21 protein-coding genes are annotated in these 21,642 nt (G+C 66.3%); 17 read left to right on the top strand and 4 right to left on the bottom strand.

Going from position 1 to position 21,642, the window contains the following annotated elements; translation table 11 throughout:
* Positions 1–144 precede the first annotated feature (144 nt).
* A complete protein-coding gene (locus VG320_RS12630; RefSeq protein WP_327200446.1) occupies positions 145–873 on the bottom strand; it encodes a YebC/PmpR family DNA-binding transcriptional regulator in 729 nt (242 codons plus the stop codon).
* A gap of 400 nt (positions 874–1,273) precedes the next feature.
* Positions 1,274–1,924: a uracil phosphoribosyltransferase gene (gene upp / locus VG320_RS12625; RefSeq protein WP_327200445.1), complete on the bottom strand. Its 651-nt coding sequence runs from the start codon at positions 1,922–1,924 to the stop codon at positions 1,274–1,276.
* A gap of 282 nt (positions 1,925–2,206) precedes the next feature.
* On the opposite strand from upp, the gene VG320_RS12620 reads away from it, so the two are divergent.
* The 17 genes from VG320_RS12620 to VG320_RS12540 all read left to right on the top strand — a co-directional run bounded on the left by VG320_RS12620 (position 2,207) and on the right by VG320_RS12540 (position 20,486).
* Entirely contained in the window at positions 2,207–2,986 is a 780-nt protein-coding gene (locus VG320_RS12620; protein ID WP_327200444.1) for an SDR family oxidoreductase, read from the top strand.
* A gap of 54 nt (positions 2,987–3,040) precedes the next feature.
* Positions 3,041–3,430: a methylglyoxal synthase gene (locus VG320_RS12615; RefSeq protein ID WP_327200443.1), complete on the top strand. Its 390-nt coding sequence runs from the start codon at positions 3,041–3,043 to the stop codon at positions 3,428–3,430.
* A gap of 73 nt (positions 3,431–3,503) precedes the next feature.
* On the top strand, positions 3,504–4,478 hold the full coding sequence (locus tag VG320_RS12610) for a quinone oxidoreductase (protein ID WP_327200453.1): 975 nt from the start codon (positions 3,504–3,506) through the stop codon (positions 4,476–4,478).
* Positions 4,479–4,919: 441 nt separating this feature from the next.
* On the top strand, positions 4,920–5,789 hold the full coding sequence (locus VG320_RS12605) for a phosphotransferase (protein ID WP_327200442.1): 870 nt from the start codon (positions 4,920–4,922) through the stop codon (positions 5,787–5,789).
* A gap of 137 nt (positions 5,790–5,926) precedes the next feature.
* Positions 5,927–6,052: a potassium ABC transporter ATPase gene (locus VG320_RS12600; RefSeq protein WP_103701455.1), complete on the top strand. Its 126-nt coding sequence runs from the start codon at positions 5,927–5,929 to the stop codon at positions 6,050–6,052.
* Entirely contained in the window at positions 6,049–6,141 is a 93-nt protein-coding gene (kdpF, locus tag VG320_RS12595; RefSeq protein ID WP_028218560.1) for a K(+)-transporting ATPase subunit F, read from the top strand. The genes VG320_RS12600 and kdpF overlap by 4 nt, the downstream gene beginning before the upstream one ends.
* Entirely contained in the window at positions 6,138–7,943 is a 1,806-nt protein-coding gene (gene kdpA / locus VG320_RS12590) for a potassium-transporting ATPase subunit KdpA (protein ID WP_327200441.1), read from the top strand. Before kdpF ends, kdpA begins: the two co-directional genes overlap by 4 nt.
* Positions 7,944–7,959: 16 nt before the next feature.
* Complete coding sequence (kdpB, locus tag VG320_RS12585; RefSeq protein ID WP_327200440.1) at positions 7,960–10,056, top strand: potassium-transporting ATPase subunit KdpB; 2,097 nt, start codon at positions 7,960–7,962, stop codon at positions 10,054–10,056.
* A gap of 31 nt (positions 10,057–10,087) precedes the next feature.
* A complete protein-coding gene (gene kdpC / locus VG320_RS12580; RefSeq protein ID WP_327200439.1) occupies positions 10,088–10,666 on the top strand; it encodes a potassium-transporting ATPase subunit KdpC in 579 nt (192 codons plus the stop codon).
* 156 nt (positions 10,667–10,822) lie between these two features.
* Positions 10,823–13,729, top strand: a complete 2,907-nt coding sequence (locus VG320_RS12575; RefSeq protein ID WP_327200438.1) for a sensor histidine kinase KdpD — start codon at positions 10,823–10,825, stop codon at positions 13,727–13,729.
* A complete protein-coding gene (gene kdpE, locus VG320_RS12570) occupies positions 13,722–14,420 on the top strand; it encodes a two-component system response regulator KdpE (RefSeq protein ID WP_327200437.1) in 699 nt (232 codons plus the stop codon). Before VG320_RS12575 ends, kdpE begins: the two co-directional genes overlap by 8 nt.
* A 113-nt stretch (positions 14,421–14,533) precedes the next feature.
* Positions 14,534–14,854: a quaternary ammonium compound efflux SMR transporter SugE gene (gene sugE / locus VG320_RS12565; protein ID WP_327200436.1), complete on the top strand. Its 321-nt coding sequence runs from the start codon at positions 14,534–14,536 to the stop codon at positions 14,852–14,854.
* Between the two features lie 348 nt (positions 14,855–15,202).
* Entirely contained in the window at positions 15,203–15,817 is a 615-nt protein-coding gene (locus tag VG320_RS12560) for a DUF4126 domain-containing protein (protein WP_205986191.1), read from the top strand.
* A 98-nt stretch (positions 15,818–15,915) separates the two neighbouring features.
* Entirely contained in the window at positions 15,916–18,450 is a 2,535-nt protein-coding gene (locus VG320_RS12555; RefSeq protein WP_327200452.1) for an ABC transporter permease, read from the top strand.
* A gap of 120 nt (positions 18,451–18,570) precedes the next feature.
* Positions 18,571–18,981, top strand: coding sequence for a group II truncated hemoglobin (locus VG320_RS12550; RefSeq protein ID WP_327200435.1), 411 nt, complete (start codon positions 18,571–18,573; stop codon positions 18,979–18,981).
* A 153-nt stretch (positions 18,982–19,134) separates the two neighbouring features.
* Entirely contained in the window at positions 19,135–19,899 is a 765-nt protein-coding gene (locus VG320_RS12545; RefSeq protein WP_327200434.1) for an alanyl-tRNA editing protein, read from the top strand.
* Entirely contained in the window at positions 19,896–20,486 is a 591-nt protein-coding gene (locus VG320_RS12540; protein WP_327200433.1) for a DUF924 family protein, read from the top strand. Before VG320_RS12545 ends, VG320_RS12540 begins: the two co-directional genes overlap by 4 nt.
* Positions 20,487–20,493: 7 nt before the next feature.
* Here the strand turns inward: VG320_RS12540 and VG320_RS12535 are convergent, their stop codons facing one another.
* Both VG320_RS12535 and VG320_RS12530 read right to left on the bottom strand, forming a co-directional pair.
* Positions 20,494–21,240 carry an SDR family oxidoreductase gene (locus VG320_RS12535; protein ID WP_327200432.1) on the bottom strand — a complete coding sequence of 249 codons (747 nt, stop codon included), beginning with the start codon at positions 21,238–21,240 and terminating at the stop codon, positions 20,494–20,496.
* Between the two features lie 26 nt (positions 21,241–21,266).
* A partial coding sequence (locus tag VG320_RS12530) for a TIGR00730 family Rossman fold protein (protein ID WP_327200431.1) occupies positions 21,267–21,642 on the bottom strand: 376 nt, incomplete at its 5' end.

The following is a 21,642-nucleotide window of genomic DNA, read 5'->3' as shown; positions in this document are numbered from 1 at the left end:
CCGAAAGACCTGAACCAGAAACAGTTGCGGCTGACGCACAATGCGCCAGCCGTGAAAAGCGTTGGGGCGTGCGGCTGAGTGATGCGAGCCGCGCGCGCCGCCGTGCGCCGGGAGCCTCAAGCCCGCGGCGCCACGCCGATGCCGTTATTCGTCGGCGATCGACGCGTTGGTGTAGACCTCCTGGACGTCGTCCAGGTTTTCGAGCGCGTCCAGCAGCTTCTGCATCTTCACGGCGTCATCGCCCGTGAATTCGACTTCCGTCTGCGGCTTCATGGTGACTTCGGCCATTTCCGCCTTGAAGCCGGCGGCTTCCAGCGCGTCCTTGACCTTCTGGAACTCGAACGGCGGGCAAACCACTTCGATCGAGCCGTCTTCGTTGGTCACGACGTCGTCGGCGCCGGCTTCCAGCGCGGCGTTCATGAGTTCGTCTTCTGACGTGCCCGGCGCGAACACGAACTGGCCGACGTGATCGAACATGAACGCGACCGAGCCGTCCGTGCCCATGTTGCCGCCGAACTTCGAGAACGCGTGGCGCACTTCCGCGACCGTGCGGGTGCGGTTGTCCGTCATGGTGTCGACGATCACCGCCGCGCCGCCGATGCCGTAGCCTTCATAGCGGATTTCTTCGTAGTTCGCGCCATCGACACCACCCACGCCGCGCTGGATCGCGCGGTTGATGTTGTCCTTGGGCATGTTGGCGTCGTAGGCCTTGTCGACCGCCAGACGCAGACGCGGGTTGGAGTCGATGTCGCCCCCGCCCATGCGCGCCGCCACCTGGATTTCCTTGATGAGCCGCGTCCAGATCTTGCCGCGCTTCGCGTCAGCAGCCGCCTTCTTGTGCTTGATGTTGGCCCATTTCGAATGACCCGCCATACCTTTCTCCGTCGCACGCTCATTGCGTGCATGGTGCAATTGTCGTCGCTGCAGTGCCGAAGCCGCAGTGCTCAAGTCACGATGACAGGGCGCGGCACGGTGCGCGTTTCGCGCGCCATGCGGCCTCAATGTCTTCGAGTGTCTGTTCCGCCTGGGGCCGGTGCGCCGCGCGCCAGCCAGGTATCGCGCCGGCGCTACACGGGCCGTCCGGGCCGAGTCGTGGCGCGCGAGGGCGGTGCTGCCGCCCGCTCGTGGGCTTGACGCCAGGGTTCGGCGTGGCCCGGCAGGGAGCCGCGCGAAGGCGGGCGCTGCTGCGCGCAGCCGTCGCGACCCGCTCGCAACCATCAGGTGGACCTGAATTTTATCACGCCGCACCTGCTCGGCCGCGGCCCCGGCAAACTCAGTTCTTGGTGCCGAACAGTCGGTCGCCGGCGTCGCCCAGACCCGGGATGATGTAGGCATGGCCGTCCAGATGCGAATCGAGCGAGGCCACGTAGAGCTTGACGTCCGGATGCGCCTTCTGGAATACCTCCACGCCTTCGGGCGCGGCCACCAGCGCGAGGAACAGGATGCGCTCGCCGGGCACGCCGCGGCGCTTGAGCACGTCGATCGCGTGCGCCGCCGAGTAACCCGTCGCGACCATCGGATCGCACAGGATGAAGGTGCGGTCTTCCAGATCGGGCAGACGCACGAGATATTCGACCGGACGATGGTCGTCGGCGCGATACACGCCGATGTGGCCCACGCGCGCCGACGGCACCAGTTCCAGCAGACCGTCGGACATGCCCACGCCCGCGCGCAACACCGGCACGATGGCAAGCTTCTTGCCCGCGATCACGGGCGCATCGACCTCGACGAGCGGCGTCTGGACGCGGCGCGACGCGACCGGCAGGTCGCGCGTGATTTCGTAGCCCATCAGCAGCGTGATCTCGCGCAGCAGCTCGCGGAATGTGCGCGTGGACGTGTCCTTGTCGCGCATATGGGTGAGCTTGTGCTGGATCAGCGGGTGGTCGAGGATGAAGAGATTCGGAAAACGGCTGTCCTGTTTCATGGCGGGGCGCACAAGGCTGCAAGAGATATCGGGGGATTCGGGCGGGCCGGCGCTGCGCGGCGCTCGCCCGGATGGCATCCGGGGCGGCTCGCGGCAGCGCTGGGCCGCGCTACAGGCGCAAGTATACGGGAACGGCGCGCGAAGCTCTCCACGAACTGATCGGCTTGTCGCGCGCCTACGCGCTTTGGCCGATTCTTCTAGAATCGCAAAATTCGGGGCGCTTACCGTAATTGGCGCGCTTACCGCGATTCACCACTTAAGCAGGCGACGAGGACATTCACCATGGACATGGGCATTGCAGGACGCACCGCGCTGGTGTGCGCGGCCAGCAAGGGATTGGGGCGCGGCTGCGCCGAGGCGCTCGCCGCCGAAGGCGTCAACGTGACGATCGTCGCGCGCACGCAAAGCACGCTGGAGGAAACCGCCGCGCAGATTCGCGCGAGCACGGGCGTCGAGGTCAAGGCCGTGGCCTGCGACATCACCACCGAAGCGGGCCGCGCCGCGGCGCTCGCCGCCTGCCCGTCGCCGGACATCCTCGTCAACAACGCGGGCGGCCCGCCGCCGGGCGACTTCCGCAGCTTTACGCGCGAACAGTGGCTGGCCGCGCTCGACGCCAATATGCTCACGCCGATCGCGCTGATCCAGGCAACCATCGACGACATGATCGCGCGCGGTTTCGGGCGCATCGTCAACATCACGAGTTCGTCGGTGAAAGCGCCGATCGACGTGCTGGGCCTCTCCAACGGCGCGCGCTCGGGGCTGACGGGTTTCGTCGCGGGCGTGGCGCGCCAGGTGGCCAGCTCGGGCGTGACGATCAACAGCCTGCTGCCGGGCCTGTTCGATACCGATCGCATCAAGACCACCATGGTCGCCCAGGCGGGCAAGAGCGATCTGTCGCTCGATGAAGTGCGCGCGCGCCGCATGAAGTCGATCCCGGCGGGGCGCTTCGGCACACCGGACGAATTCGGCCGCGCCTGTGCGTTCCTGTGCAGCGTCCACGCGGGCTATATCACGGGACAGAACTGGCTCATCGACGGCGGCGCCTATCCGGGCACCTTCTGACGTGCCAGGATGCACCCGCGTCATTTCATTTAACCCAAGCCAGGAGCCGAACCCATGCCCACCCGCGTCGCACTGATCGCGCACGACCACAAGAAAGACGACATCGTCAGGCTCGCCGGCGAATACGTCGATACGCTGCGCCGCTGCGAACTGCTCGCGACCGGCACGACCGGCGGGCGCATTGCCGCCGCGCACGGCCTGAATGTCGAGCGCCTGCTGTCGGGGCCGCATGGCGGCGACCTGCAGATCGGCGCGCGTCTGGCCGAAGGCAACGTCGACGTGGTGATTTTCCTGCGCGACCCCATGACGCCGCAGCCGCACGAACCCGATATCAACGCGCTCGTGCGCGCCTGCGACGTGCACGACGTGCCGTGCGCGACCAATATCTCGACGGCGCGCATGATTCTCGACGCGCTCACGCTGCGCATGAAAGACGCGATCTGAGTTGCGCTACTGAGTTGCGTTACCGAGCTGTGCCCGCGGGCGCAGACGAACCCCTGACTGTGGAAGAGACATGATGAGCAAGGCAATCCGATACGATCGAGCCGGCGGCCCGGAAGTCATGAAGTGGGTCGATGTCGAAGTGGGCGAGCCGGGCGAGGGCGAAATCCGCGTCAGGCAGAGCGCGTGCGGCCTGAATTACATCGACGTGTATTTCCGCACCGGGCTGTATCCGCAGCCGTTGCCGGCGGGACTCGGCATGGAAGCGGCAGGCGAGGTGGTGGCCGTCGGCGCGGGCGTAACCAGCGTGAAAGTGGGCGAGCGTGTGGCCTACGTCGCGCGGCCGCCCGGCGCCTACGCGCAGGAGCGCGTGCTGCGCGCGGACCAGGTGATCCGCCTGCCCGATACGATCAGCGACGAACAGGCGGCATCGGTGATGCTCCAGGGCCTCACCGCGCAATATCTGCTGCGCCGCACGTATCGCGTGAAGGCGGGCGACACGATCCTGATCCAGGCGGCCGCGGGCGGCGTGGGCCTGATCGTGTGCCAGTGGGCCAAGGCGCTGGGCGCAACCGTGATCGGCACGGTCGGTTCGGACGAAAAGGCCGAGGTTGCCCGCGCGCACGGTTGCGATCACCCGATCGTCTACACCCGCGAGGACTTCACGGCGCGTGTGCGCGAGATCACGAACGGCGCGGGTGTGCCGGTGGTGTACGACTCGATCGGCAAGGATACGTATGTGAAGTCGCTCGATTGCCTCGCGCCGCTGGGCATGTTTGTGAGCTTTGGCAATGCGTCGGGGCCGCTGCCGCCGATCGAATCGCAGGAGTTCGCCTCGCGCGGCTCGCTGTTCTTCACGCGCCCGACGTTGTTCTCGTACATCGCCAAACGCAGCGACTACGAGGCGATGTCGGCGGAGCTGTTCGAGGTGATTGCATCGGGCAAGGTGAAGACGTCGATCAACCAGCGCTATGCGTTGCAGGATGTCGGCCAGGCGCACGCCGATCTCGAAGCGCGCAAGACGACGGGTTCGACGATTCTCATGCCTTGACGCCGTAGAAACTCGCGAAATCAGGAAGGCGCGCATGGCTGTCATGCGCGCTTTTTTTATGGCCCAAGAGCTTACAAATGCTTTCTCATGGAAAGAATATGGCCATGAAAGAGGGTGAAGTCTTACCGGATTGCGCTTGATTGTTCATGAGCGGTAATTCGGCGAAATGACTCGTAATGATTAATCGAGCGTGGGCGGCGCGCCGTCACGAAGGGTAATACATGTAATTTCAATCGAAAGCCGATCCAAAAGATGGCTCCCTACACTGCCTCGCAATACTGCGGCAGTGCCGCTTACAAACTGGAAGCGGGGCTTTCTTTCATGTCGATTATCACCGCGCCTTCTATACCCGAAGCCATTCTTCCTGCAGGCGCGCAAGCTCCCCAGTCGACCGAAGAATCTGACGCACTCGCGCAAGCCCATTCAATCATTCGGACTGCGATGCAAGTCGAGCCGCTGGCGATCGAGCGGCAGACGCTGTCGCAAAGCGGCAATGCCGTGTTTCGTGCCGATCTGGCGGACGGCCGCACGGTGGTCCTGCGCATGAGTCCGCTGCGCGGCGCGTTCGCGTACACCGCGCACAACCTGAACGCGTTGCGTGAGATCGGCGTGCCGGTGCAGACGGTGCTGGCTTCGGGCGCCATCCCGGCGGGCGGATCGTATGTGGTGATGAGCTGGCTGCCGGGGCGCGATCTTGCCTTCGAATTGCCGCTGATGCATGCCGAAGAGGCCGCAGCGCTGGCCGATACGATCGCGGCCTGCCAGCAGCGCGTCGCGGCGTTGCCGCGCGGGCAGGGCTTCGGCTGGGCGGCGATCGGGCGGCCGGCGCTGGCGTCGAGCTGGAGCGACATGTTCGGGCGGCCGGTCGAAGAGCCGCTGGACGAGCCGCCGACCCCGTTGAACCGGCTGCGCTTGCGTCTGCGCGGCTTGCGGCGCGCACTGGAGCCTTACTTTCAGGCGGTGCCTCCGGTCTGCTTTCTCGACGACATAACGACGAAAAACGTGATCGTCGATAAGGGCAGATTGAGCGGTCTGATCGATCTGGACTTTGCCTGCTATGGCGACCCGCTGCTCGCAGTGGGCAATACGCTCGCCCAGCTGGCGGTGCAGGATAACGACGCCGCGCGAGCCTACGGCGCGACACTCGTCCAACGCTGGCAGCCGGAAGGCGAAGCGCGCCGCGCCATGCATTTTTACAGCGCATTGTGGCTGACGACGGCCATCGTCGCGGCCGATGCGGCTGGCGACGCCGCCCGGGTGAACGTGCTCGGCGGCATCGTCCACGGCATGCTCGACGCGAGCGGCGTGTAATTTCCCCGCGCTTCCCCTGCGCGTGTCCCCGGATCGCGCGCTGTTTACACGCTTTTTATACGCCCACCCCAAGCTTTGATCCGGAATTAACGCGATAAACCGTACCTTACCGCCATCCGTCAATGGAGAACACGACAATGGATGTGCTGTATATCGGGGGGCTGGCGGTTTTCGCCGCGCTCACTTACGCGTTGATCGCTGGCTGCGGGAAGCTCATGCAGTACCGTCGCGTCGATCAAAACGCCACGGGAGCGCGCTCATGACCTGGATCTTCTGGCTGTCGGGAGCGGCGACGCTGTTGCTGTTCGTCTATCTCGTCCATGCGCTGCTGCGCGCGGAGGAGATCGAATGAACGCCAACAATCTGCTGCAGACGGGGATTTTCCTCGTCGTTCTGCTTGCGCTGGCGGTGCCGGTCGCGGGCTACATCACGCGTGTGCTCGACGGGCGCTCGCGGGTCGTGCGTCTGTTCGCGCCGGTGGAGAATCTGCTGTACCGCATCGCCGGCGTCGATCCGAACACCGAGATGAACTGGAAGCGCTATGCGCTCGCCACCATCTCGTTCAACGTGCTCGGCGTGGGCTTTCTCTACGTGCTGCTGCGCGTGCAGGGCTGGCTGCCCGGCAATCCGCAGGCGTTCAGCGCGATGACGCCGGACGGCGCGTTCAACACCGCCGTGAGCTTCGTCACCAACACCAACTGGCAGGACTACACGCCCGAGCAGACCGTGAGCTATCTCACGCAGATGCTCGGCCTCACCGTGCAGAACTTCCTGTCGGCGGCGACGGGCATTGTGGTGATGATTGCGTTGATTCGCGGCTTCGCGCGCCATTCGGTGCAAACCATCGGCAACTTCTGGGTCGATCTCACGCGCACGACGATTTACATCCTCGTGCCGATGTCGGCGCTCATCGCGGCGCTGCTGATGAGCCAGGGCATGATCCAGAACTTCAAGTCCTATCAGGGCGTGCCGACGCTCCAGACCACCACCTACGCGGCCCCGAAGCTCGACGCCCAGGGCAATGCCATCAAGGACGCCAAGGGCAACCCCGTCACCGTCGATACGAAAGTGACGACGCAGACGCTGGCGATGGGCCCGGTCGCTTCGCAGGAAGCGATCAAGATGCTCGGCACCAACGGCGGCGGTTTCTTCAACGCGAACTCGGCGCATCCGTTCGAAAATCCGACGCCGTTCTCGAACTTCGTCGAAATGCTGTCGATCCTGATCATTCCGGCGGCGCTGTGTCTCGTGTTCGGCAACGTTGTGGGCGACCGCAAGCAGGGCGTGGCGGTGCTCGCGGTGATGACGATTGCGTTTGCAGTGGCGGTGGGCGTGGAACTGTCGGCGGAGCAGGCCGGCAATCCGATGCTCACGACGCTCAACGTCGATCAGCACGCCAGCGCCTTGCAGGCCGGCGGCAATATGGAAGGCAAGGAAACGCGCTTCGGCATGGCGCAGACCGGCATCTTCGTTGTCGCCACCACGGCGGCTTCGTGCGGCGCGGTCAACGCGATGCACGATTCGCTCACGCCAATCGGCGGCCTCGTGCCGATGCTCTTCATCCAGCTGGGCGAAGTGATCTTCGGCGGGGTTGGCTCGGGTCTCTACGGCATGCTGGTGTTCGCGCTGCTGGCGGTGTTCGTGGCCGGTCTGATGATCGGGCGCACGCCGGAATATGTGGGCAAGAAGATCGAATCGTTCGAGATGAAGATGGTGTCGATCGTGATTCTGCTTACGCCGTTGCTGGTGCTGCTGGGCACCTCGATTGCCGTGCTCTCCGATGCGGGCAAGGCCGGCATCGCCAATCCGGGCGCGCACGGCTTCTCCGAAATCCTCTACGCGTTCAGCTCCGCCGCCAACAACAACGGCAGCGCGTTCGCAGGCTTGACCGTCAGCACGCCGTTCTACAACTGGCTGCTGGGCATTGCGATGTGGTTCGGCCGCTTCGGCACCATCGTGCCGGTGCTGGCGATCGCAGGTTCGCTGGCCAGCAAGAAGCGCATCGGCGTCACGGGCGGCACGCTGCCCACGCACGGACCGCTGTTCGTCGTGCTGCTGCTTGGCTGTGTGCTGCTGGTGGGCGCGCTCACCTATGTGCCGGCGCTCGCGCTCGGTCCGGGTGTCGAGCATCTGATCATGCTCGGCGTGCATTGAACGGGGACTTCTTCAAATGACACAACATAGTGCAACACGGTCCATGTTCGATCCGGCGCTGCTGCGCCCGGCCATCGTGGATTCGTTCAGGAAACTCAAGCCGCGCACCCAGTTGCGCAATCCGGTGATGTTCTGCGTCTACGTGGGCAGCGTGCTCACGACGATCCTCTGGATCGCGGCGCTGATGGGCCAGGCCGAAGCGCCCGCGGGCTTCATTCTCGCGGTCGCGCTGTGGCTGTGGTTCACGGTGCTGTTCGCCAACTTCGCCGAAGCGCTCGCCGAAGGCCGCTCGAAGGCGCAGGCTGCGTCGCTGCGTCAGGCCAAGCGCGACGTGATGGCCAAGAAGCTCAACGAGCCGCATCCGAAGGCGCCGATCCGCATCACCACCGCCACCGATTTGCGCAAAGGCGACGTGGTGCTGGTCGAAACCGGCGACGTGATTCCCGCCGATGGCGAAGTGATCGACGGTGTTGCTTCGGTGGACGAATCGGCCATCACGGGCGAATCCGCGCCGGTGATCCGCGAATCGGGCGGCGACTTTTCGTCGGTCACGGGCGGCACGCGCGTGCTGTCCGACTGGATCGTCGTGCGCGTGACGGCCAATCCGGGCGAAGCGTTCCTCGACCGCATGATCGCGATGGTCGAAGGCGCCAAGCGCCAGAAAACGCCCAACGAGATCGCGCTGACGATCCTGCTGGTCGCGCTGTCGATCGTGCTGCTGATGGCGACCGCGACGCTGCTGCCGTTCTCGATGTTCTCCGTCGAAGCCGCGAAGATGGGTCACGTGGTGACGATCACGGCGCTCACCGCGCTGCTCGTGTGCCTGATTCCGACCACCATCGGCGGGCTGCTTTCGGCGATTGGCGTGGCGGGCATGAGCCGCATGATGCAGGCCAACGTGATCGCCACCTCGGGCCGCGCGGTGGAAGCGGCCGGCGACGTGGACGTGCTGCTGCTCGACAAGACCGGCACGATCACGCTCGGCAACCGCCAGGCGTCGGCCTTCGTGGCCGCACCAGGCGTCACCGAAGAAGCGCTCGCCGATTGCGCGCAACTCGCCTCGCTCGCCGATGAAACGCCGGAAGGCCGCAGCATCGTCGTGCTCGCCAAGCAGCGCTTCAACATTCGCCAGCGCGACATGAACTCGCTGCATGCGGTGTTCCTCGCCTTCAGCGCGCAGACGCGCATGAGCGGCGTGGACATGCCGGGCCGCGAAATCCGCAAGGGCGCCGCCGACGCGGTCAAGCATTACGTCGAGCAGCATGGCGGCCGTTTCCCGTCCGAAGTAAGCGCCGCGGTGGATGAAGTCGCGCGGCGCGGCAGCACGCCGCTCGTGGTGGCGGAGCGCAACGGCCAGGGCGACGACGCACAGGCGCGCGTGCTGGGCGTAATCGAGCTGAAGGACGTGGTGAAGGGCGGCATCAAGGAGCGTTTCGCCGAACTGCGCAAGATGGGCATCAAGACCGTGATGGTGACGGGCGACAACCGCCTGACCGCCGCCGCGATCGCCGCCGAAGCGGGCGTGGACGATTTCCTCGCGCAAGCTACGCCGGAGACCAAGCTCGCGACCATCCGCGAACATCAGGCGCAAGGCAAGCTCGTGGCGATGACGGGCGACGGCACCAACGACGCCCCCGCGCTCGCGCAGGCCGACGTCGCCGTGGCGATGAACACGGGCACCCAGGCCGCGAAGGAAGCGGGCAACATGGTCGATCTCGATTCGAACCCGACCAAGCTCATCGAGATCGTCGAGATCGGCAAGCAGATGCTGATGACGCGCGGCTCGCTCACGACCTTCTCGATCGCCAACGACGTCGCCAAGTATTTCGCGATCATTCCGGCGGCGTTCGCTTCGACGTATCCGCAACTGCGCGTGCTCGACGTCATGCATCTGACGTCGCCGGCTTCAGCGATTCTCTCGGCGGTGATCTTCAACGCGCTCATCATCGTGATGCTGATTCCGCTTGCGCTCAAGGGTGTGAAGTACCGGCCGCTGGGCGCGGCCACGCTGCTGCGCCGCAATCTGCTGATCTATGGCCTTGGCGGCATTCTGCTGCCGTTCCCTTGCATCAAGCTGATCGATATGGTGCTGGCCGCGTTTGGCTGGGTTTGAACCACGCGCCACTATTTAGACAGGAATGCATATGAAAGCGCAGTTTCGTCCTCTGATCGTGTTGTTCGCCGTGCTCGCGGCGATTACCGGTCTCGTCTATCCCGCCGTGATGACGGCGTTCGGCCAGGCGGTGTTCCATCGCCAGGTCAACGGCAGTCTTGTGCAGGTGAACGGCAAGGTGGTGGGCAGCGAGCTGATCGGCCAGCAGTTCGACGCGCCCCAGTACTTCTGGGGCCGCCTGTCGGCTACCTCGCCGATGCCGTACAACGCGCAGGCCTCGGGCGGCTCGAACTTCGGCCCGACCAACCCGGCGCTCGCCGATGAAGTCAAAGGCCGCATCGACGCGCTCAAGGCCGCCGGTACCGATGTCTCGCAGCCGATTCCCGCCGATCTCGTGACCTCGTCGGCCAGCGGTCTCGATCCTGAGATAACGCCTGCCGCCGCCGCGTATCAGGTCGCGCGCGTGGCCAAGGCGCGCAATATCAGCGTCAACGACGTGCAGGCGCTGGTGGACCGTTACACCAAGGGGCGCCAGTTTGGCCTCTTTGGCGAGCCGCGCGTGAATGTGCTGGAGTTGAATCTCGCGCTCGACGGCAAGGACGCGAGCTGAGCGTTGCGGTTCGCGTTGAACGCACCGCACGCCGTGCAAGCGGCGTGCGGTTTGCTCGCTGTTTGCTTGCTGTTTGCTAATTGCGGGTCACGGTGAGACGATCAACGTCTGCGCCGCGACAACCGCCCCGAACACGAATACATTCGCCCACGCCGCATGAACCGCCCCGATCCCGACGAACTCCTCGACCGCCTGCAGCGCGAGGAAGAAAAACGCCGCCGCGGCAAGCTGAAGGTTTTCTTCGGCGCCTCGGCGGGCGTCGGCAAGACCTATGCGATGTTGCAGGCCGCGCGCCGCCGCGCCGAAGAAGGCGTGGACGTGGTGGTCGGCATCGTCGAAACCCACGGGCGCAGCGAAACCGCCGCGCTCACCAGCGGCCTCGACGTGCTGCCGCGTCTGCGTCTGGCGTATCGCGGGCGCATGCTCGACGAATTCGATCTCGACGCCACGCTCGCGCGCAAGCCGCAACTCGTGCTGGTCGACGAGCTGGCCCATTCGAACGTGCCCGGCGCGCGCCACCTCAAGCGCTGGCAGGACGTCTACGAACTGCTCGACGCGGGCATCGACGTCTATACGACCGTCAACGTCCAGCATCTGGAAAGCCTGAACGACGTGGTGGGGCAGATCACCGGCATCCGCGTCTGGGAGACGGTGCCCGACCGCGTGTTCGACGGCGCCGACGAAGTCACGCTGGTCGACCTGCCTGCCGAGGAACTGCTCGACCGCATGCGCGACGGCAAGGTCTATTTGCCCGCCCAGGCCGAGCGCGCGGTGCGCAACTTCTTCCGCAAGGGCAATCTGATCGCACTGCGCGAGCTGGCGCTGCGCCGCACCGCCGATCGCGTCGATGCGCAGATGCACGAGTACCGCGCCGACCGCTCGATCCAGCACGTCTGGCAGGCGCGCGAGCGGCTGCTGCTGTGCATCGGCCCCGGTCCCGAGGCCCCCGCGCTGGTGCGCGCGGCGGCGCGTCTGGCGGCGAGCCTCAAGGCCGACTGGATCGCCGTCTATGTCGAAACGCCCCGGCTCCAGCGCCTGCCCGATGCGATCCGCGAGCGCACGCTCGGCGCGCTCAAGCTCGCGGCGGAACTGGGCGCGGAAACGGCGACGCTCGCCGGTGAAGACGCCGCCGTGACGCTTGCGGGTTATGCGCGGCTGCGCAACGTGTCGAAGCTGATCGCGGGCGCGTCGCTGCGCACGGGTTTTTCGCGCTGGTTCAAGCGGCCGTTCGGCGAGCGTCTGGCCGAAAAAGCCGGTGACGCCGATCTCACGCTCGTGCGCGCGAGCGGCAACGAAATCGACCGGCTGAATAGCCGCGAGTCCTCAGACGGCGCGAGCGCCGCCGCGCGCGCGGCCAACGCCTGGCGCGCCGCGATCGGCCAGGGCGGCACGCCAGGCAATGGCCGTTCGCCGCCGCGCGCCTATGTGGCGGCGATGGTGATCTGCGCCTGCATCACCTTGCTCGCCAACCAGTTGAACGACCGCATTGCGCTGGCCAATCTGGTGATGCTGTACCTGCTCGGCGTGATCTTCACGGCGACGAAGCTCGGACGCGGTCCAGGCGTGCTGCTCTCGTTCGCAAGCGTGGCGGCCTACGACTTCTTCTTCGTGCCGCCGCGCCTGTCGTTTTCGGTGAGCGATACGCAATACCTGCTCACCTTCGTCGGCATGCTGCTGACGTCGCTCGTCATCAGCCATCTCACGTCGAGCCTGCGCCGCGAGGCGAGCGTCGCGCAGCGGCGCGAACAGCGCACGGGCGCGATGTACGCGATGGCGCGCGAACTGGCCGCGGCGCTGGCCACCGAGCAGATCGTCGCGATCGGCAGCCGCCATGTGAGCGAGGTGTTCGGCGCGCGCGTGGCGATCCTGTTGCCCGATAGCGCGGACAAGGTCCAGCAGAAGATCGAGGACCCCGATCCGCAGATCATGCTCGATGCGTCGAGCCTCGACATCGACGTGGGGCAGTGGGTCTACGACCAGCAAAAGCCCGCGGGCCATGGCACCGATACCTTGCCCGCGGCGGCGGCGCGCTATTTGCCGCTCAAGGCGCCGATGCGCACACGCGGCGTGCTGGCCGTGGTCACGCGCGACGCGCGCGAATTGCAGGTGCCGGAGCAGCAGCGCATGCTCGACGCTTTCGCCGCGCAGATCGCCCTGGCGCTGGAGCGCGTGCATTACGTGGAAATCGCGCGCGACGCGCTCGTCAACATGGAGTCCGAACGGTTGCGCAATTCGCTGCTTTCGGCGATTTCGCACGATCTGCGCACGCCGCTCACGACCATCGTGGGCTTTTCGTCGATGCTCGCGCAGACGCACGAGCCGAGCACCGACGCGCCCGATCCGCAGAACGCGCGCGAGGGCGAGTTGATCGAGGCGATTCACGACGAGGCGCTGCGCATGACCGGCATCGTCACGAATCTGCTCGACATGGCGCGGCTGCAGGCGGGCAGTCTCAAGCTGAACCGCCAGTGGACGCTGCTGGAGGAAACCGTCGGCGCGGCGCTGGCGGCTTGCCGACGCGTGCTGGCGCGCCATCCGGTGCAGGTGAAGCTCGAAGAGGATTTGCCGCTGCTGCAGCTCGACGCCGTGCTGATGGAGCGGCTGTTTTCGAATCTGCTGGAGAACGCCGCGAAGTACACGCCGCCCGACACGCCGCTGACGATTGCCGCGCGCCGCGTGGAGGAGGGCGGCCAGCCCCAGGTGCGCGTGAGCATCGACGACCGTGGCCCGGGCCTGCCGCCAGGCATGGGCGAGCGCGTGTTCGAAAAGTTCACGCGCGGCGAGAAGGAATCGGCCAAGCCCGGCATTGGGCTTGGGCTTGCGATCTGCCGCGCGATCGTGGAGGCGCACGGCGGTACAATCGGCGCGGCCAATCGCGTGGACGCCGACGGTCGCGTCGTGGGCGCGTCGTTCTGGTTCGCGCTGCCGGTGGAAGAGCCGCCGCCGCTGCCGGCCGACGTGCATGACGACAATGCGGACGACCACGCGGAAGATCCGCACGACTCACACGATCCGCACGACGGCCCCACCAAACCTCTCGATTCGAATGCCGCCCATGAGTGACCCGAGTCTCTCCGTTGTCCTGATCGAAGACGAAAAGCAGATTCGCCGCTTCGTGCGCGCCTCGCTCGAAGGCGAGGGCATCACCGTCCATGACGCCGAAACCGGCAAGCAGGGGCTGGTGGAAGCGGCCACGCGCAAGCCCGATCTCGTCATCGTCGATCTGGGGCTGCCCGACACGGACGGCCTCGACGTGATCCGCGAGCTGCGCGGCTGGAGCGATCTGCCGGTGATCGTGCTGTCGGCGCGGACCCAGGAGAGCGAAAAAGTCGCCGCGCTCGACGCCGGCGCCGACGATTACCTGACCAAGCCGTTTGGCGTGTCCGAACTGCTGGCGCGCATCCGCGCCCATCTGCGCAGGCGCAACCGTGGCGGCGCGAACGAGGCGCCGCAGGTGAGCTTCGGCGCGGTGGTCGTCGATCTGGGGCTGCGCCAGGTGACGCGCGAGGGCGCGCTGGTGCATCTCACGCCGATCGAATACCGGCTGCTGGCCACGCTGGTGCGCGACGCGGGCCGTGTGCTCACGCACCGGCAACTGCTGCGCGAGGTCTGGGGACCGTCGCATGTGGAAAGCAGCCACTATCTGCGCATCTACATGGCGCATCTGCGCCAGAAGCTGGAGCGCGATCCGGCCCAGCCCGAGCACATCATCACCGAGACGGGCGTGGGTTATCGGCTTGTGGGTGTGCAGTGAGGCAGCCCGCAAGCCCGGTCTGACCAGCTTTGCTATACTTACAGAAGCGTAAGGACGACCTTGCGCTTCTCTTTTTTCGGGGACGGCCCCATTTTTCTCATGGAGCGTTCCTGATGCCCTGGATTTATCTCCTCATTGCCGGCCTGCTCGAAGTGGCGTGGGCCACCGGTCTCAAATCTTCCGAAGGATTCACGCGGCTGTGGCCGTCCGTGTTCACCGTCGTGACGGCGCTGGGCAGCTTCTGGCTGCTCGCGCTCGCCATGCGCCAGTTGCCGCTGGGCACCGCCTACGCGGTCTGGACCGGGATCGGCGCGGTGGGCGCGTTCGTGCTCGGCATTATCGTGATGGGCGAAGCGGTGAGTGTGGCCCGCGTGCTCAGCGCCTTGCTGATCGTGGCGGGGCTGATCGGCCTCAAGCTTTCGTCGGCTGCGTAATTTCGTCGGCTGCCTAAATCTGCCGCAACCGTAGCGGCGCGGCTGCTCGAGCGGTCGTTGCGCGTCGCTATGTGATGCGGCGCGCATTTTCGTGCGTTTTATTGCGCGCCCAGCGTGGCGCAGGCGCACCAGAACGGCAAAACCGCGCTGCGGCGGCGCAGCGTGCGTGGCTATAATGAGATGGTCACCACGCTCACCAACCGATAACACCCAAGCGCCGCGGACGCCGCGAGCGCCGACGTCTTTTTGTCCCCCGGTTTTTTAGCCTCGCTGGACAAATTTGGACGCTGCGCTACGCCACGTATCGTGGGGAACGGCGCCGCGCGAGCCTCGCGCGAGGAGGCAGTCATGCTGGAACCCTTATCTCTCGCCGCAGGCCTGTCCTGGGGCAGTGGCTTGCGCCTCTACCTCACTGTCCTGATGGCGGGAGTCATGCAGCGCCTGGGCGTCATTCATCTCCCCGACACGCTCGCGATCCTCTCTTCGCCCTGGGTAATCGGCGTGGCCGCTGCGCTCACCGTCCTCGAATTTCTCGCCGATAAAATCCCCGCGCTCGATTCGCTGTGGGATGCCGTGCATACCTTTATCCGCATTCCGGCTGGCGCCGTGCTGGCGGCTGGCGCGCTCGGCCATGCCGACCCGGCCGTGCTGACGATTGCGGCGCTCGCGGGCGGCACGCTCGCCGGCACCGCGCATCTGGCCAAGGCGGGCACGCGCGCGCTCATCAATCTGTCGCCCGAGCCGGTGTCGAACGTCGTCACCTCCAGCGCCGAGGACGGCATGACCTTCGTGGGCGTGCTGCTGGCGTTTTTTGTCCCGCTGCTTTTCCTTGTGATGCTGGTTGCCTTCCTGCTGGTCGCAACGTGGGCCTTGCCGCGTCTGTGGCGCGGCGTGCAGGGCGGTTTTCGCGGCATGGCCACGCATATGGTCACGCGTTTCTCGTTACGGAGCCGTCACGATTGAACGGCGCGAATCCTTCCCCGTCTAGTGCTTCTTCCGCTGCGGCCGTGTCCGGCCGCTCATCGCTAAGCTGGTCCGATCTCGTGCGGCTTGCCGCGCGCATGAGCGCACGCGACTGGCGCGCGGGCGAGTTGACCATGCTGCTGCTGGCGCTCGTGCTGGCGGTGGCGGCGCTTTCGAGCGTGGGCTTTCTCGCCGATCGTCTGCAGCGCGGGCTGGAACGCGACGCGCGGCGCATGATCGCCGCCGATTTCATCGTGCGCGCCGATCATCCGCTCGACCCGATGTTCGCGCGCGAGGCACAAGCGCTCGCCCTGCACACCGCGACCACGGCGATTTTCCCGAGCATGGTGAGCGTGCCTGCCGCGAACGCGGGGGCGCAAAGTGCACAAGCGCCCGCGCGCCTGGCCGCTGTCAAATCGGTTTCGCCCGAATATCCGCTGCGCGGCGCGCTGCGCATCGCGTCCGCGCCGGGCGCGCCCGATCACGAAGCGCAGGGCATTCCGCCGCCTGGTACCGTCTGGGTGGACGGCGAACTGCTCGACGCGCTCAAGCTGCATGTGGGCGGCACGGTCAAGGTCGGCACGCGCACCTTGAGCGTGGGCGCGATCATTACGCGCGAACTCGACCGTGGCTTTTCCTTCGTTAATTTTTCGCCGCGTCTGATGCTCAACGCGGCCGATCTGCCTTCGACGGGCCTCACCGGCTACGGTAGCCGCGTGACCTACCGCCTGCTGGTGGCAGGCGCCGATCCCGCCGTCAAGCAATACGCCGCGTGGGCGAGGGCGAAAGTCGAAGGTGACAAAGCCGGCGGCAAGATGCGCGGCGTCGGCCTCGAATCGCTCAACGACGGCCAGCCGCAGGTGCGCCAGACGCTCGAACGCGCGCGCCATTTCCTCACGCTCGTGTCGCTGCTGACCGCGTTGCTGGCGGCGGTGGCCATCGCGATGGCCGCGCACCGCTACACGCGCCGCCATCTGGACACCTGCGCGGCGATGCGGTGCCTGGGCGCGAGCCAGCGCACGCTGCGCTCGATCTTCGTGCTCGAATTCGCGGGGCTTGGACTTGTGGGGGGCGCGGTTGGCGTGGCGCTCGGTTATGCGGGGCATCTCGCGCTGCTCGCGTGGCTCGGTACGCTGATCGATGTGGCGCTGCCGTATCCCGGGCCGCTGCCCGCGCTCGAAGGCGTCGCGGCGGGGCTCGTGCTGCTGCTCGGCTTTGCCTTGCCGCCGCTGTTGCCGCTCACGCGCGTACCGCCTGTGCGGGTGCTGCGCCGCGAATGGGGCGACGAGAGCCGCACCGCCTGGGCGGCCTACGCCATCGGCATCGTGCTGTTCGCGGGGCTGCTGGTGCTGGCGGCGGGCGAACTGAAGCTCGGCGGCATCGTTGCAGGTGGCTTCGCGCTCGGTCTGCTGGTGTTCGCGGCGATAGCGCGGCTGGCGCTGTGGGGCGCGGCGCGCGTCGCGCGCAGCCAGCGCAACGGGCTGGATTCGCGTGCAGGCGTGGGCTGGCGCTATGCGCTGGCGTCGCTCGAACGGCGGCCCGGCGCGAGCGCGCTGCAGATTACGTCGCTCGCCATCGGCCTGATGTGCCTGCTGCTGATCGCGATGACGCGCAACGACCTGATCGACGGCTGGCGCAAATCGACGCCGCCCGATGCGCCGAACGAATTCCTCATCGACATCCAGCCCGCGCAACGCGACGCCGTGGCGGCGTGGCTCGGCGCACACGGTATCGCCAATCCGGATCTTGAGCCGATGGTGCGTGGCCGCCTGACGTCGATCAACGGCCAGCCCGTGAATCCCGATCAGTACAAGAGCGAGGATGCGCGGCGTCTGGTCGATCGCGAATTCAATCTCTCGTACACGACTCAACTGCCGGACGATAACCGCATCGAGGCCGGTGCCTGGTATGGCGACGCCAGCACGCCGCAGCTCTCGATCGAGCAGGGGCTCGCGAAAATCCTCAAGGTCAAGCCCGGCGATGTGCTGACCTTCGACGTGACCGGGCTGGAAGTGACCGCGCCCGTGACGAGCGTGCGCAAGCTCGACTGGGGCTCGTTCAAGGTCAACTTTTTCGTGCTGATGCCGCCTGCGCTCCTGCACGATTTCCCGGCTACGTTTATCACCAGTTTCCATCTGCCCGAGTCGCAGCGCGCCGTGGTTGACGGGCTGGTTGCGCAGTACCCGAACGTCACCGCAATCGACGTCGGCCCGATCCTCGCGCAGATCCAGCGCATGCTGGAGCAGGTGATCGGCGCGGTGCAGTTCCTGTTTATTTTCACGCTCGCGGCGGGCGTGCTGGTGCTCTACGCGGCGCTCGCGGGGACGCGCGACGAACGCATGCGCGAGTCGGCGCTGCTGCGCGCGCTGGGGGCGTCGCACGCGCAGGTGCGCTCGGTGCAGATCGCCGAGTTCGTCGCCGTGGGGGCGCTGGCGGGCCTGATGGCGGCGGTGGGCGCGCAGATCGTCGGCTCGGTGCTGGCGACGCGCGTGTTCGAGTTCTATCTGCCGTTCGATCCGTGGCTCGTGCCGGCGGGCATCGTGGCGGGCGTGGCGTGCGCGGGCGTCGGCGGCTGGATCAGCCTGCGGCACGTGCTCGCGCGGCCCGCGCTGCAGTCGCTGCGCGACGCCTGACGCTGCGTTCGTGCGTGCGGGGCGGCCCGCGCGCCGCTATGCGAAAATATTCGTTTGCCCGGCGGCGCTTCTGAAGCCTGAAGCGCGTTGCCGCCCCGTTATTCGCATCGATTCCACTGTATGACCGATCCAGCCGACGAAGCGCCGCAGCAACCCACGGCCTTCGAACTCGTCGGCGGCGAGGCGCGCGTGCGCGAACTCGTCGACCGTTTCTATGACCTGATGGACCTCGAACCCGAGTTCGCGGGTATCCGCGCGCTCCATCCGCAAACGCTCGACGGTTCGCGCGACAAGACCTTCTGGTTCCTGTGCGGCTGGATGGGCGGCCCGGATCACTACATCTCGCGTTTCGGCCATCCGCGCCTGCGCGCGCGCCATCTGCCGTTCGCGATTGCGTCGTCGGAACGCGATCAGTGGCTGCGCTGCATGGCGTGGGCGATGGAGGACATTGGCCTTGCCGAACCGCTGCGCGAGCGCCTGCTGCATTCGTTCTTCGAGACCGCGGACTGGATGCGCAACCGTCCGGGCTGATTCCGGCGCGACGGGGCGACTGGCCCGGTTCGCTGACCGGTACAGTCAGGCCGTGGGCGATTCGGGTTGTATTTTGCGACTGTGAGCACATCGCGATAATGGAACCTTGTGTCTTGCACTCTGATGCATCCCGATAACAAGGAGACAGTCCCCATGACGACCGCCACGCTGGCCGCAGCGCAACCATCGACCCGCGCGCTCTTTCGCGAAGACGCCTATCTGACGCACTGCGACGCCACCGTGCTCGCCGTGAGCGAAGAGGGCGTGCAGCTCGACCAGACCGTGTTCTATCCGCTGGGTGGCGGCCAGGCGGGCGACACCGGCGCGCTCGTGCTCGCCGACGGCACCCGCATCCAGATCGCCGATACCCGCAAGGCAAAATTCGAAGGCGCGACGCCCGACGACGCGCTGCATCTTCCGGCGCCCGGACAGGAAGCCCTGCTTGCGCGCCTCGCGGTGGGCGAGCGCGTGCGCGCGGAGATCGACTGGACGCGCCGTCATCGGCATATGCGTCTGCATACGGCCAGCCATCTGATGTGTGCGGTCCTGCCTTACGCGGTGGACGGTTGCAGCATCACGGCGGACTACGCGCGCCTCGACTTCGCCACGGTCGAGCCAATCGGGCGCGAGGAAGTGGAAGCGCGTCTGGCGGAACTGGTTGCGGGTGCGCATGCGGTGACGACCGAATGGATTACCGACGAAGACATGGCGCAGCGTCCCGAACTCGTACGCACGATGAGCGTGAAGCCGCCGATGGGTTTGGGGCGCGTGCGGCTGTTGCGCATCGAAGGCGTCGATCTGCAGCCCTGTGGCGGCACGCATGTGCAGAACACGCTTGAGATTGGCGGATTACGCGTGGCGAAGCTGGAAAAGAAAAGCGCGCGCACGCGCCGGCTCGTGCTGGAACTGGTGGAATGAGCGTGAGGAGCGTGGATCCGCGCGAGGTTCTCGACTTCTGGTTCGGCGCGCCGGGATCGGCGGAGTATGGCCGGGAACGCAAGATGTGGTTCAAGAAGAGCGCGGCGTTCGACGCGTTGTTGCGCGAGCGCTTCGGTGCGTTGCTCGACGCCGCCTGCGCAGGCGAGCTTGATGCGTGGTGCGCGACGCCTGAAGGGACGCTGGCGCTGGTGATCGTGCTCGACCAGTTTTCGCGCAACTGCCATCGCGACACGCCGCGCGCCTTCGCCGCCGATGAAAAAGCGCTCGCCGTCGCGCGCGCCATGGTGGCAAGCGGTGACGATCTGCGCCTGCCGACCGTCGAGCATCGCGCCTTCGCTTATCTGCCGTTCGAACATGCGGAATCCGCCGAGGCGCAGCGCGAGTCGCTGCGGCTATTCGGCGAGCTGGCGAAGGACCCGCAGGCGAAGGGTTACTACGATCACGCGGTGCGCCACGCTGACGTTATCGCGCGCTTTGGGCGATTTCCGCATCGCAATGCACAACTGGGCCGTGAGAGCACGCAAGCCGAGCGCGCTTTTCTAAGCCAGCCCGGTTCGCGCTTTTAGCTTCTAATCAGCGTCCGCCGCTCACATCGAGCAACGCGCCCGTCACGTAGGACGCCGCATCGCTCAGCAGCCACACGATGGTTTCCGCGACTTCGTCGGCGCTGCCGGGGCGGCCGAGCGGCGTCTGCGCGCCCAGTACGGCGGCGCGCTCTGGACGCCCGCCGCTGGCGTGGATTTCCGTGTCGATCAGGCCGGGCCGCACGGCATTCACGCGCACGCCCTGCGGGCCAAGCTCCTTGGCCAGACCGATCGTCAGGGTGTCGATGGCGCCTTTCGAGGCCGCATAGTCGACGTACTCGTTGGGCGAACCCAGCCGCGACGCCGCCGACGACACATTCACGATCGCGCCGCCATCTCCGCCACGGTCCTTCGACATGCGCCTGGCCGCTTCGCGCGCGCACAGGAACGCGCCGTACACGTTCACATCGAACATGCGCTTGAGGCGCGCGGCGTCCATGTCGGCGAGCGGGCTGCCGGGTGCGACGATGCCCGCGTTGTTGACCAGCGCATCGATGCGCCCATACGCCGATTCGAGCGTGTCGAACATGGCGACGACATCGGTTTCGTTCGCCACGTCGCCGTGCAGCACGCGCGCATGGCCGCCGGCGCGGCCCACTTCGGCTGCGGTTTCCTCGGCGGCGGGGGCGTTGTGCAGATAGTTGACGCCCACGGTCCAGCCGCGCGCGCCCAGCAGTCGGGCGCAGGCGCGGCCGATGCCGCGGCTCGCGCCCGTGATCAGGACGACCTTGCCCATCGAATCAAACCCTCCCTATCGAACGTTCAGACGTTTTCGCGCTGATCGGCCCACTTGTCCTGCGCGGGCGCGTGATAACGCTGGAGTTTGCCGATCAGCGTGGCGGGATCGCTGTCGATCTGCAGCAGATCGAGATACGTCTGGCGCATGAAGCCTTCGCTGACCGTATGTCCGAGCATCGTCACGAGCGGATCGTAGAAGCCGTCGATATTGAGAATGCCGACCGGCTTGTGGTGATAGCCGAGCTGCGCCCACGTGTAGACCTCGAACAGCTCTTCGAGCGTGCCCGCGCCGCCGGGCAGCGCGACGAAGGCATCGGACAGATCGGCCATCATCTTCTTGCGGTGGTGCATGTCGGGCACGACGTGCAGCTCGGTCAGGCCGTTGTGGCCGACTTCCTTG

The sequence above is a fragment of the Paraburkholderia sp. genome (assembly GCF_035948235.1).
In the GTDB taxonomy this organism is placed as follows: domain Bacteria; phylum Pseudomonadota; class Gammaproteobacteria; order Burkholderiales; family Burkholderiaceae; genus Paraburkholderia.
The sequence above is the reverse complement of the archived record's forward strand: the minus strand, read 5'-3'. Positions and strand labels throughout refer to the sequence as shown.

Bases quoted from the DNA above. Each gene is read 5' to 3' on its own strand.
- VG320_RS12630 (WP_327200446.1), bottom strand. From the start codon at position 873: ATGGCGGGTCATTCGAAATGGGCCAACATCAAGCACAAGAAGGCGGCT.
- upp (WP_327200445.1), bottom strand. From the start codon at position 1,924: ATGAAACAGGACAGCCGTTTTCCGAATCTCTTCATCCTCGACCACCCG.
- VG320_RS12620 (WP_327200444.1), top strand. From the start codon at position 2,207: ATGGACATGGGCATTGCAGGACGCACCGCGCTGGTGTGCGCGGCCAGC.
- VG320_RS12615 (WP_327200443.1), top strand. From the start codon at position 3,041: ATGCCCACCCGCGTCGCACTGATCGCGCACGACCACAAGAAAGACGAC.
- VG320_RS12610 (WP_327200453.1), top strand. From the start codon at position 3,504: ATGAGCAAGGCAATCCGATACGATCGAGCCGGCGGCCCGGAAGTCATG.
- VG320_RS12605 (WP_327200442.1), top strand. From the start codon at position 4,920: ATGCAAGTCGAGCCGCTGGCGATCGAGCGGCAGACGCTGTCGCAAAGC.
- VG320_RS12600 (WP_103701455.1), top strand. From the start codon at position 5,927: ATGGATGTGCTGTATATCGGGGGGCTGGCGGTTTTCGCCGCGCTCACT.
- kdpF (WP_028218560.1), top strand. From the start codon at position 6,049: ATGACCTGGATCTTCTGGCTGTCGGGAGCGGCGACGCTGTTGCTGTTC.
- kdpA (WP_327200441.1), top strand. From the start codon at position 6,138: ATGAACGCCAACAATCTGCTGCAGACGGGGATTTTCCTCGTCGTTCTG.
- kdpB (WP_327200440.1), top strand. From the start codon at position 7,960: ATGACACAACATAGTGCAACACGGTCCATGTTCGATCCGGCGCTGCTG.
- kdpC (WP_327200439.1), top strand. From the start codon at position 10,088: ATGAAAGCGCAGTTTCGTCCTCTGATCGTGTTGTTCGCCGTGCTCGCG.
- VG320_RS12575 (WP_327200438.1), top strand. From the start codon at position 10,823: ATGAACCGCCCCGATCCCGACGAACTCCTCGACCGCCTGCAGCGCGAG.
- kdpE (WP_327200437.1), top strand. From the start codon at position 13,722: ATGAGTGACCCGAGTCTCTCCGTTGTCCTGATCGAAGACGAAAAGCAG.
- sugE (WP_327200436.1), top strand. From the start codon at position 14,534: ATGCCCTGGATTTATCTCCTCATTGCCGGCCTGCTCGAAGTGGCGTGG.
- VG320_RS12560 (WP_205986191.1), top strand. From the start codon at position 15,203: ATGCTGGAACCCTTATCTCTCGCCGCAGGCCTGTCCTGGGGCAGTGGC.
- VG320_RS12555 (WP_327200452.1), top strand. From the start codon at position 15,916: ATGAGCGCACGCGACTGGCGCGCGGGCGAGTTGACCATGCTGCTGCTG.
- VG320_RS12550 (WP_327200435.1), top strand. From the start codon at position 18,571: ATGACCGATCCAGCCGACGAAGCGCCGCAGCAACCCACGGCCTTCGAA.
- VG320_RS12545 (WP_327200434.1), top strand. From the start codon at position 19,135: ATGACGACCGCCACGCTGGCCGCAGCGCAACCATCGACCCGCGCGCTC.
- VG320_RS12540 (WP_327200433.1), top strand. From the start codon at position 19,896: ATGAGCGTGAGGAGCGTGGATCCGCGCGAGGTTCTCGACTTCTGGTTC.
- VG320_RS12535 (WP_327200432.1), bottom strand. From the start codon at position 21,240: ATGGGCAAGGTCGTCCTGATCACGGGCGCGAGCCGCGGCATCGGCCGC.